At 60.7% G+C, this 10756-nt stretch carries 10 protein-coding genes and 1 tRNA gene; 7 read left to right on the top strand and 4 right to left on the bottom strand.

Annotated elements, in window-relative coordinates; genetic code table 11:
* Positions 1-676 precede the first annotated feature (676 nt).
* A complete protein-coding gene (locus GTA51_RS14065) occupies positions 677-2707 on the top strand; it encodes a methyl-accepting chemotaxis protein (RefSeq protein ID WP_160962100.1) in 2031 nt (676 codons plus the stop codon).
* Positions 2708-2962: 255 nt separating this feature from the next.
* On the opposite strand, the gene GTA51_RS14060 is transcribed toward GTA51_RS14065, so the two are convergent.
* Positions 2963-3430 (bottom strand): Crp/Fnr family transcriptional regulator, encoded by a 468-nt coding sequence (locus GTA51_RS14060; RefSeq protein WP_160962098.1) that lies wholly within the window; start codon positions 3428-3430, stop codon positions 2963-2965.
* A gap of 105 nt (positions 3431-3535) precedes the next feature.
* Here GTA51_RS14060 and GTA51_RS14055 point away from each other — a divergent pair, with 105 nt between their 5' ends.
* Positions 3536-3823, top strand: coding sequence for a YciI family protein (locus tag GTA51_RS14055; protein ID WP_160962096.1), 288 nt, complete (start codon positions 3536-3538; stop codon positions 3821-3823).
* 567 nt (positions 3824-4390) lie between these two features.
* On the opposite strand, the gene GTA51_RS14050 is transcribed toward GTA51_RS14055, so the two are convergent.
* Positions 4391-4467, bottom strand: a tRNA-Met gene (locus GTA51_RS14050).
* A gap of 72 nt (positions 4468-4539) precedes the next feature.
* Positions 4540-5337, bottom strand: a complete 798-nt coding sequence (locus tag GTA51_RS14045; RefSeq protein WP_160962094.1) for an undecaprenyl-diphosphate phosphatase — start codon at positions 5335-5337, stop codon at positions 4540-4542.
* A gap of 110 nt (positions 5338-5447) precedes the next feature.
* On the opposite strand from GTA51_RS14045, the gene GTA51_RS14040 reads away from it, so the two are divergent.
* Positions 5448-5636 (top strand): hypothetical protein, encoded by a 189-nt coding sequence (locus GTA51_RS14040; RefSeq protein ID WP_160962092.1) that lies wholly within the window; start codon positions 5448-5450, stop codon positions 5634-5636.
* Here GTA51_RS14040 and yihA read toward each other — a convergent pair.
* Positions 5608-6234 carry a ribosome biogenesis GTP-binding protein YihA/YsxC gene (yihA, locus tag GTA51_RS14035; RefSeq protein WP_160962090.1) on the bottom strand — a complete coding sequence of 209 codons (627 nt, stop codon included), beginning with the start codon at positions 6232-6234 and terminating at the stop codon, positions 5608-5610. The genes GTA51_RS14040 and yihA overlap by 29 nt on opposite strands.
* A 72-nt stretch (positions 6235-6306) precedes the next feature.
* Between yihA and GTA51_RS14030 the strand changes: the two genes are divergently transcribed.
* The 4 genes from GTA51_RS14030 to lolA all read left to right on the top strand — a co-directional run bounded on the left by GTA51_RS14030 (position 6307) and on the right by lolA (position 10670).
* The gene (locus GTA51_RS14030; RefSeq protein ID WP_160962088.1) at positions 6307-6780 is read left to right on the top strand and encodes a type II 3-dehydroquinate dehydratase; all 474 of its coding nucleotides are present in this window, start codon (positions 6307-6309) and stop codon (positions 6778-6780) included.
* A gap of 9 nt (positions 6781-6789) precedes the next feature.
* Complete coding sequence (gene efp / locus GTA51_RS14025; RefSeq protein WP_160962086.1) at positions 6790-7347, top strand: elongation factor P; 558 nt, start codon at positions 6790-6792, stop codon at positions 7345-7347.
* Between the two features lie 7 nt (positions 7348-7354).
* The gene (locus GTA51_RS14020) at positions 7355-9760 is read left to right on the top strand and encodes a DNA translocase FtsK (protein WP_160962084.1); all 2406 of its coding nucleotides are present in this window, start codon (positions 7355-7357) and stop codon (positions 9758-9760) included.
* 229 nt (positions 9761-9989) lie between these two features.
* The gene (lolA, locus tag GTA51_RS14015) at positions 9990-10670 is read left to right on the top strand and encodes an outer membrane lipoprotein periplasmic chaperone LolA (RefSeq protein WP_160962082.1); all 681 of its coding nucleotides are present in this window, start codon (positions 9990-9992) and stop codon (positions 10668-10670) included.
* Positions 10671-10756 lie beyond the last annotated feature (86 nt).

Genomic DNA, 10756 nt, shown 5'->3' with positions numbered 1-10756 from the left:
TTGAACTTGATGTCATGGCAATTTATGCCATTTTTTCAAAATTGATCGCCTAAGTGGAAAGGCATCATGAGCTTGCACCAGTTGTCGCTTTCAGGCGTCAAGCCTTTTCTTAGCCGGACAGTAATGTACTAAAATAATCATTTCCCGTTTCCGTTGAGCTGGCTGCAGGTTTACTGTCTGTTTGCCAGGTCGCAACGTTGTCGCAGGTCCACCCGGTTGTGGCTGCCCGCCCAGGCCATGCACTCCACTTGGCCAGGATGGGAGGCAGAAATCAAGGGGCGGGCGGCGGCAAGCGACGTGTCCCGGCAAACGAGGGGGCGGCATGGCGGCTGTAGCCGACGCGCTGCGGACACAACCTCTGGCAATGCATGCGCAAAACAGCGGATAGTTCTCTTGGATGCAACGTCCATGTCAGTCAGTTTTTCGAAGCTGTCGGGGAATGGACGGGGTTTTGTTCTTTATTTCACAAATGCAGGCTGCAATTTTGCAGTCACGTGGCGATCATTGTGAGTAAATTATCATGGCGGGTTGGTCTTGCAAACGACAATTCAATGACGTAAATGTTAAAAATGATTTTCAAAGCGGTGTCAGTTGTGGGAAGAAACGGACAGAACCCCATACTTTTGGCGGCTGTTTGCAGCAACCACGGCCCTTACGCTTTGCCCGGGAGGAATCTATGCGCCGCGTGAGCCTGAAATCGTTGCTCTTGATTCTTGGCTTTGCCAGTGTCATCGGAGCAAGTCTGACGCTTGGCCTTTTGTATGTGCAGCAAAGCAGGATGCTGGGCTATCTCGAAAATGTCAGTTCGGTGGACGGTCCGTTGCTGTATCATCTCCAGGATGTATACGCTCAGGGGCTGCAGACCGAGCAGGCCACCCGCAACGTGCTGCTCAATCCGGCCGACAACAAGGCTCGGGAGAATTACACAAACGCGGACAAGCAATTTCGTGACGCACTGGCCTCGGCTTCAGCCCTGGCCCGAGGCAGCATGGCCACGACCCTGTCCGGCCTTGGCCCCCAGTGGGAGGCCAGCCATGCGCTCAAACGCAGGCTCATGGACATCGCCTCTGCCGGTGATGCCGCCAAGGCTGTCGCCTTGCTCAATACTGAAGAGACGCCGCTGTGGCGGGCGCTCAAAAAAACCGTGCTGGAAGCCATTGAGACCCAGCGCGCGGTGGGCAAAGCCAATCTGGCGGCCATTGAGGAAGGGGAAGCCTCGGTTTTTAAGATGTTTTTGGTCATGGCCGTCGTGTCGGTGATTCTGCTGCTCCTCCTCATTGCCGGGCTTATTCGAGGGGTGACCAGCGGTGCCGATGCCTTGATCCGTTACGCCAGCACCATTGCGACCGGCGATTTCAGCACGACCCCCAAAACGGGGCTGCCTCGGGAGTTTGAGGCCATAAGTCGTTCGTTGCGCGACATGGTGGCCAATCTGGAGGATTCGCTTGGTTATTACCAGGGCATCGTAGGCGGCATGGCCACCCCATTCGTGGTGGTGGACGCCGCTGAGAATCTGCGCCTGACCAATGACAGCCTCATGGCTTTATTGGAGCAGTCGGGGCGGCCCGAAGACTATTACGGACAAAACGTCGCCCAGTTTTTCTATGGGGATTCCAGCCGCAAGACGGTCCTTGGGCAGTCCATGGCCGAAAAAAAGCAGATCCGCAAAGAGGTCGAACTTGTTTCCCGCAAAGGAAACGTGCGCAACGTCCTTATCCACGCCACGGTCCTTTACAACGCCATCAACGGCAAACTCATGGGATCGCTGTGCGTCTATTCCGATTATTCCGCCTTGCGCCACAATGAGGGCCTTATGCGCGAGCAGACCGTGCGGATGCTGGATACGGCCAAGGAAGCCAAGTCCATCGCCGACACCCTGGCCGCTGAAACCGAAGATCTCGCCCGACAGGTGGACACTGTGGAACTGGGTGCTTCGACCCAGAAGGAACGTATCAACGAAACCGCCATGGCCATGGATGCCATGAATGACGCCGTCTTTGAAGTGGCTCGCAATGCTTCGGCAGCCGCAGCCCTGGCCGACGACGCCCGCAGCAAGGCCACCTCCGGTGCGTCCATGGTGGGAGAGGTGGTGACTGCCATCCGCAATGTCAACAAGCTGGCCGAAGAACTGCGTCTGGACATGGATGAACTGGGAACCCAGGCCGACGGCATCGGCAAGATCATGGGTGTTATCGCCGATATCGCGGATCAGACCAATCTGCTGGCCTTAAATGCCGCCATTGAGGCGGCCCGGGCCGGCGACGCCGGGCGAGGTTTCGCCGTAGTGGCGGATGAGGTGCGCAAACTGGCGGAAAAGACCATGACCGCCACCAAGGATGTGGCCGGATTTATCACCACCATGCAGCAAAGTGTCCAGCGCAACAGCGCCAAGACCGACGAAACTACCAAAGCCATCGCAGCCGGAACGGACAAGGCCAATGCTTCAGGGGCAATGCTGGAAGAAATCGTGGGTATCGTTTCCCGCACTTCGGACCAGATCCGGTCCATGGCGGCCGCAGCAGAAGAGCAGTCGGCGACAACCGGCGAGATCCGCGAGGCGGCCGAGGAAATTCGGCGCATCTCCCAGGAAACGTCAGAGGCCATGACCGCTTCGGCCCAGGCTGTGACGGCCCTGGCCGGGCAGGCCCGGGGCTTGGAGACCGTCATTTCCGGTTTGGAAGCAGGACGGACGGCCCTTCCGGCCTAAGGTCGCGTTTGGGCTGCCCGCACGCGCCAGGTGTGGGACGGAGACGATGCGGGTGGGGCTGGTGGGCCAGGCAGGCCGCACGCGCTTGAGGGGTGTGTTGCCCAACAGGGGACTGTCTTGTCTTGTGGCTATTTTGCACTGCCCGCACGCCCAGAGGGTGCGGGCAGTCCTCTTCGTGCCGGTTCGGCAGGCCGCACCACACTGCATACAGAGTTTTTAGGCACAACAAACAGTCTGGTTGTTGTGCCTGCGCCATCAGGCCAGAAGCCCGACAAAACGGCCTGTCACCTGGCGCAGACGGCGGCTGAGCACCCGGCCGATGTAAAAGAGCACCATAATAGCCAGATCCGGGTTGGTTGCGGCCAGTTCGTCGAAACGCTCCCGGGTGAGGATGAGCAGGCGCACGTCGGTCTTGGCCACAACGGTTGCCGAGCGTGGTTCGCTGTCGAAAAAAGCCACCTCGCCAATGACGGCGTCGCGGGACAGATCAATGATGTGGCGCTCCGAGCCCCCGGCCTCTTCCTTTTGAATGGTGACCACACCCTGGTCGATAAAGGCCAGGGACGTGGCCTTGCGGCCTTCCTGGATGATGGTCGTGCCGGCGGAAAAGCTTTTGACCTGCATGTAGGCGGCGATGACGCGCACTTCTTTCCAGCCAAGGGCCGCGCCGAGCTTTAAACCATCGAGCAGGGTGGCGATATCGTCGATGTCGGTTGCATCCATGGGCGTTGCTCCTTCTCGGGGGGCGACCTGGGTCAGACGGCCGTGTTGCCGGCCATGTTCTGCTCACGGTATACGATTGTTTCCCAAAGGAAAAGGAGGCTGCCTGTGTTCGTCGTTGTCTTGACGTATAAAAAGTCCCTGGACGTGATTGATGCCCTGCTGGCAGAACATATTCGTTTCCTGGAAGCCAATTATGCGGGAGGCGTGTTTTTGGCCTCGGGGCGACGTGAACCACGCACCGGCGGCGTGATTTTGGCCCAGGCCAAAAGCCGGCAGGTTCTGGAAACGATTTTGGCCGACGATCCGTTTTGCCGGGAGGGTGCGGCCGAGTATGAAGTGATTGAATTCATTCCCGGCAAGGTCGCTCCGCAATTGGCGGGGTTGCTGGAGTGAGGCAGCATAGCGCAGCGTCCTGGCCGAGAACCGGGATGTTGCTGTCGACAAGGCGCTTTGCAGCGCTTTACGTGGCAGTGCCTGCGGCAACAGCGGTGCGTCTGGCCGGCCGGGGAGTCGGACAGCCCTGCGCCCACCGGGGCGCGCGTCCGGCCATCTGGCGACAAATACTATCCCGCCTGGGCGGCGGCCCCAGCCCGCCGCCCAGAAAGCCCCGGCCGCCCGGCGACAGCCCGCGTCGGATTTCACTTACGGCTTTGGGCAGATCCTCCCACAACATATTGGAACCGCGACACACGGCCAGGGCGATGCTGCGACGTTTTACCCGGCCAAGCGCCAGGGCCGGTCAGATGCCTGCAATGCCTTGCTGACCATCCGTCTTGCCCTGGGCTAAACGACGGCGGGCAGCCGAGAGCCGGTGGCGCTTTTGGTCGCACATGGCTGCCCAAGCGAAACAGCGGGCCGTCCTGACTGGCGGCAAAAGACAAAGCCGGACTATTGCTAGTCCGGCTTTGTCCGTGATTCTCAGGAAATACAGTCTAAATTTGACTGTCCTGACTTGATATATGGTAGCGAGGGAGGGAATTGAACCCCCGACACTGCGGATATGAGCCGCATGCTCTAACCAACTGAGCTACCTCGCCAAACCGCATTGCTGCGCAGAAGCGGGTACTTAATCAATCCTGACCCCGTTGGCAAGTATTTTTTTCGGCCCGCTATTTCGGCCAGAAAAGAAATACCGCTGCTGCCAGGGCCAGCCGGTACCAGGCGAAGGGGCGCAGCGACACCCGTTTGACCAGTACGATAAACCCCTTCACCGCAACCAGGGCCGCGATAAACGACACCACGAAGCCGATGGCCAGGACGCCGAGGTCGTCGGCGGTGTAGAGGTCCGCGCTTTTGTAAAAATCATACAGCGTGGCCGCAAACATGAGCGGCACGGCGGCAATAAACGAATATTCCGCAGCCAGCCCCCGCTTGGCCCCGAGCAGCATGCCGCCCATGATGGTGGCGGCCGAACGCGAGAAACCGGGCCACAGCGACAGGCACTGGAAACAGCCGATGCCCAGGGCCAAGCCGGGCGTCATTTCGTCTAAGGTGTAGTAGCGGTCACGCACCTTGCGCCGTTCGACCCAAAAGATCATGAGCGCCCCCACGGCCAGGGCCAGGGCCACGGTGGTCGGGCCGAACAGATGGGCTTTGATGTATTTTCGGGCCACAAGGCCGACGATGCCGGCCGGAAGCGAGGTCAAAAACAGCATCCAGAGGCCGCGAAACCCGGAAAAGGCGTGCAGGGGTTTGGGGGAAATAAGCCACCAAAACCGCTGCCAATACAGGCACACCACGGCCAAAATGGCCCCGAGTTGGATGATGACTTCGAAACTGTCGGCTTTTTCGCCAGTGAAACCAATGAGATGGCCAACCAGGATGAGGTGGCCGGTGGAGGAGACAGGCAGAAATTCCGTGGCTCCTTCCACTAGACCTAGGACAACGGCGGCAAGGGATTCAGTCATGGGGGCGGGCTCTCCTGGAGCTTGATTTTGGGGCGGCTTACCCTAAGGACCGGGCACGTTGCAAGCCGGCCCGGCCTCGTGTATGCCTTGTGGCCGAGCAAGGAGGCTTCATGGCCACGATCATGCCGCAAGGCGAATTGACCAGACGCGCCGTCAAATGGATCGACGAGCAGCGGGGACTGACGGGCAAGCCGTTTGCCGCGCTCATTGACCAGGCAGCCATGCAGTTTAACCTCAGCCCCCGGGATACGGAGTTTCTCACCAGCTTTTTTACAGAGCGGGAGGAGCCCCGGCCATAAGCGCGGTTTCGATCAGGACGCGGCACAGCGCCTCCCGGCCAAGGCCGGTCTTGCCGGAAAATACAATGGGCGGGAAGGCGGGTTGCGCGAGCTCCCGCCACTCTTTTTTCCGGGCCTCCCGGTCACGTTGGGCCACTTTTTCGGCCTTGGTCAAAACGACCAGCACCGGCATGCGCCGGGAGCGCAGCCAGTCCACCAGCTCCATGTCCAGGCGCTGGGGCGGCAGCCGGCAGTCGATAAGCGCTGTGACAGCCAGCAGGCTTTGGGACGACTTGATATAGGATTCGATGAGTTTGGCCCATTTGTCGCGTTCGGCCATGGAGCAGCGGGCGTAGCCGTAGCCCGGCAGATCCACCAGGCAAAAGCCATGCCTTTCGGCCATATAAAAATTAAGGCTGCGGGTTTTGCCCGGGGTGGCGCTGGTCTTGGCCAGGGCCTTGCGGCCGGCTAAGCAGTTGACCAAAGTGGATTTCCCCACATTGGAGCGTCCGGCCAGGGCGATTTGGGGTGCGTCAAAGGTTGGCAGCTGATTGGCCAGATAGGCCGTATTCAGCAAGGTCAGTCCAAGGTCCGTGTGTTTCTGGGCTTGATCGTCCATGCCGGGGTTGTGACTGTCCGGGGGACATCCGTCAAGGCCGCCGGGGGCGGCATAAGGGAAAAGGAAGCGAGCATGCGCAAGGTCAGGCTGCTGGTTTTAAATGGACCCAACCTTGGTTTTATCGGTGTGCGCCAGCCGGAAATTTACGGCAGCCGCACCATTGAAGATCTGCCGGCGATGGTGCGCGAGATGCTCGGGCCACAGGCGGATCGGCTGGAATTGCAGTTCCATCAGGCCAACAGCGAAGGGCAGTGCATCGACCGTCTGGAGCAGGCCTGGAAAGACGGCCTGGACGGCATTGTGCTCAACGCCGGAGCCTACACCCATACCAGTCTGGCTTTGGCCGACTGTCTGGCCTGGATCGGCATTCCGTGCGTCGAGGTGCACATTTCCAATATTTTCGCCCGCACCGACGAACCGCTGCGACACAAAAGCCTTATCGGCAAGAACTGCATCGGCTGCATCGCCGGCTTCGGCGTCACCAGCTACGCCCTTGCCGTCCTGGCCCTGTGGCAGCAAATTACTGAAAATCCCAATTATATCTAAGGAGATACAATGCTTTCCACGACCGATTTCCGTCGCGGCCTCAAGATTGAAATGGATGGTGTGCCTTACGAAATCGTGGATTTCCTCCACGTCAAGCCCGGCAAGGGCGGCGCGTTTATTCGTACCAAGCTTAAAAATATGATCAACGGCCGGGTGGTGGAAAACACCTTCCGGTCCGGTGAAAAGATGGTCAAGCCCGACCTTGAATCCAAGGAGATGCAGTATCTCTACCGCGAAAGCGATGATTTCGTCTTCATGGACATGGAGAGCTACGAGCAGATGCACGCCGGCGTGGCCCAGATTGGCGAGAAGGGCGGCTATCTCAAAGACGGCATGGAGCTGAAGATGCTGCTCTATAAGGGCCAGCCCCTGGACATCGACCTGCCGGCCTGGGTGGTTTTGGAAGTCACCGAGACCGAGCCCGGGGTCAAGGGCGACACCGTCAGCGGTGCCAGCAAACCGGCAATCCTCGAATCCGGCATCTCCGTCAACGTGCCGCTGTTTGTCAATATTGGCGAGAAGATCAAGGTCGATACCCGCTCGGGCGAGTACATTGGCCGGGAATAGCCCCAAAATGGCCGGGAATGGTCCAAATGTCGGGGACGGCAGCTTCCGCCTGACCAGGGAACTGGTCGGGTTGGGGGCGCTGTTCCTGGCTGTCTACACCTGTGTTGCCCTCTACACTTACAGTTCCGTCGATCCGGGTTTTAACCAAGTTGTCGCGGCCAAACAGATCGTCGTCAACAAGGCCGGACGTGTCGGGGCGTATTGGGGCGGCTTTCTGGCGGAATACCTGGGTGTGTGGGGCTATCTCGTACCGGGACTGATTGCGTGGCGCGGGCTGCGGTTTTTGGCTCCGCGACTGGCTTTGCCGTTTCGCCGCAGCGTTGGACTGGCGCTTCTCGTCCTGGTTGTCCTGATTTTTCTGGGTTCGGCTTGGGGCGAAGCGATCAGCGTCGGGCGGGTGTACGGCGGCGGCCAGATAGGGCACGTCCTTTTTGAATTGCTCAATAGCTATCTGAGCGTTTTCGGGGCCGTTTGCCTGCTGCTGTTCGGCTTTATTGCCGCCATGCAGTTCCTGTTCGACCTGACCCTGGACAATTTCTGGCGGCCCCTGGCGGCAGTGGTTAACGACCAGTTTTGGCGCATCGGCGATGCGTTTGCTTCCTGGCGCGAGCGTCGGGCCGCCGCCCGGGAGGCGCAGGCGAGCGCCCCTGATGCCGCTGACACCGCGCCCAAGCCGGTGCGCGCGGCGCGCCCCAAAAAAGCCGAACCCGCCCCGGCCGCCGCCGCTGCCGCCGCCGCCGCCGCCCTCGAAGACGCGGCCGGACCTTCGGAAGCCGTGGACCGCTTTCTGGACGCCGTGGTGGAGCAGGTCGCCGGTGCCAACGCCTCCAAGGTGCCGGGACCGGCCAAACCCGCCGCCGCAGCCAAGCCGGAAGATGCGCCGGTCCTTGTGCCGGGACCGACCCCCAAGCCGGTGATGACCGCCAAACAGGCCATCAAGGCCGGCCGGGCCGCTGCCGCGTCCGGCGACATGACCCTGCCGCCGCTGGATCTGCTCTCGGTGCCGCCGGCAGCGGAAATGGTACCGGCTGATCCGGCCATCTGCCGGGGTCAGGCCGAGAGCCTTATCACCTGTTTAAACGACTTCGGCATCCAGGGCGAGGTCACGCGGGTGGTGCCGGGGCCGGTGGTCACCATGTTCGAGGTCAAACCCGCGCCGGGTGTGAAAATCAGCCGCATCGTCGGGCTGTCCGTGGATCTGGCCCTGTCCATGAAGGCGCTGGCTGTCCGCATTGACCCCATCCCGGGCAAGGATACAGTCGGCGTTGAGATCCCCAATGCCAAGCGCCAGACGGTCTATTTTCGCGAAATTCTCGACGCCGACGTCTTTCGCGCTTCGGCCTCGCGCCTGACCCTGGCCATTGGCAAGGACATCCAGGGCCGGCCCCATGTGGCCGATCTGGCCCGCATGCCCCACCTGCTCGTGGCCGGAGCCACCGGCAGCGGCAAGAGCGTGTGCATCAACGGCATCCTGCTCTCGATTCTTTACAAAGCCACCCCGGACGAGGTGAAGCTGCTGCTGGTCGATCCCAAGCGCATTGAGCTGTCGGTGTATAACGACCTGCCCCATCTGGTGCATCCGGTGGTGACCGAAACGGCCATGGCCAAATCCGCCCTGGACTGGGCCGTGGCCGAGATGGACCGGCGCTACGAGGCCATGGCCCTTCTTGGCGTACGCAATATCGCCAGCTACAACGAGAAGCTCGAAAAGCTCGGCGATGCCCGCGAGCCCGAATTGGCCGAGCTGGAGCCGTTGCCCTACCTTGTCATCGTCATTGACGAATTGGCCGACCTCATGATGACGGCGGCCAAGGAAGTGGAGGTGAGCATCGTGCGTTTGGCCCAGTTGGCCCGGGCCGGCGGCATCCACCTGATTCTGGCCACCCAGCGGCCCAGCGTCGATGTGGTCACGGGCCTGATCAAAGCCAACTTCCCCACCCGCATCTCGTTTCAGGTGACCAGCAAGCACGATTCGCGCACCATTCTCGATGCCGTGGGCGCGGAATATCTGCTCGGGCGTGGCGACATGCTCTATAAGCCCAGCGGTGGCAAGACCGTGCGCATGCACGGGGCCTTTGTCTCGGACGAGGAAACTGCCGCGGTGGTGGAATTCTGGAAAAGCAAGGCTGCGCCGAGCTACAAACTGGATTTCAGCGAATGGCAGAAAGGCGGCGACGGCGCAGGCGGCGACCTTGTCGGTGACGGCGGCGACGACACGGCCTCCGACGCCGTCTATCCCCAGGCTGTGGATTTTGTCATGGAGCAGGGCAAGGCCTCCATTTCCCTGATCCAGCGCCGGTTCCGCATTGGCTTTAACCGGGCGGCCCGGTTTATCGAACAGATGGAGCGCGACGGCCTGCTTGGTCCCCAGGAAGGCAGCAAACCGCGCTCGGTCATCCGAAACAAAGATTGAGGCGGGCGGTCGTCCTGGTGTCCTGCCTGCCATACGCTCCATGTGGACGAGACATCTAAAACAACGAAGAAGGCTGGCGGTCGTCCTGGTGGCCTGCCTGTGATACGCTGCATATGGACGAGACATCCGAAACAACGAAGACGGCGGGCGGCTTCCGGCCAAGCGCCCGGACGCCGCTGCCTGCCCGGCCTTTCGCGGCGGGATCACCTGCCGCAAAGCGAGAAATCCCATGAACTATCGTGCTGTTGCCTTGCTCCTGCTGTTTGTTTTGGCCCGGGCCGTCCCGGCCCTGGCCGCTGAGCCGGCCGAACTGGCCGGGCGTATCCAGAAGAAATACGCCGCCATTGGCTCCTTTTCCGCCGAGTTTTCCCAGGCCATTAAAAATGCCGCCAGCGGCGACGTGGAGCAGCGGTCCGGTTCGTTTGTCTTTAAAAAACCGACGTTGGTGCGCTGGGAGACGGTCAAACCGGAAAAGGAACTGCTTATCGTTGGCAAGGACGCGGTCTGGGATTATTTTGAGGAAGACAAGGAAGCCTACCGCTATTCGGTGGAAGAGATCATCAATTCCAAGACGATGCTGCGGTTTTTGACCGGCAAGGCCAATCTGACCGAGGATTTTCTGGTCGTGGCCGGCAAGGCCGGTGAAGCAGGGCCTGGCCAGGCCGTCCTGCAACTCGCCCCCCGCGAGCCCGAACCGGGGCTGGTCATGGCCAAGGTCTGGATCGACCTGTCCACGGACATGATCGCCCGTATTTTTATCCAGGATTTCTACGCCAACACCAACGACCTGACGCTGACGGGTGTTGTGGCCAACCCCAAGCTGTCCGACAACCTGTTCGTCTTCACCCCGCCCAAGGATGCCAAGATCCACGACAACGCCCCGGTCAAGGGACGCGAACTGAAGCAGTAGCCGCGAGGGCCGGCCGCGACGGCGAGGGCATAACGATTGGTGCCGGCAAGCTTGGCCCGAAAGGAAGGTGCCGGCACCTGACGTGC

Source organism: Solidesulfovibrio aerotolerans (assembly GCF_009856865.1).
GTDB lineage: Bacteria > Desulfobacterota > Desulfovibrionia > Desulfovibrionales > Desulfovibrionaceae > Solidesulfovibrio > Solidesulfovibrio aerotolerans.
Note: the sequence above shows the minus strand (reverse complement) of the source record. Positions and strands in the feature narration are given on the sequence as shown.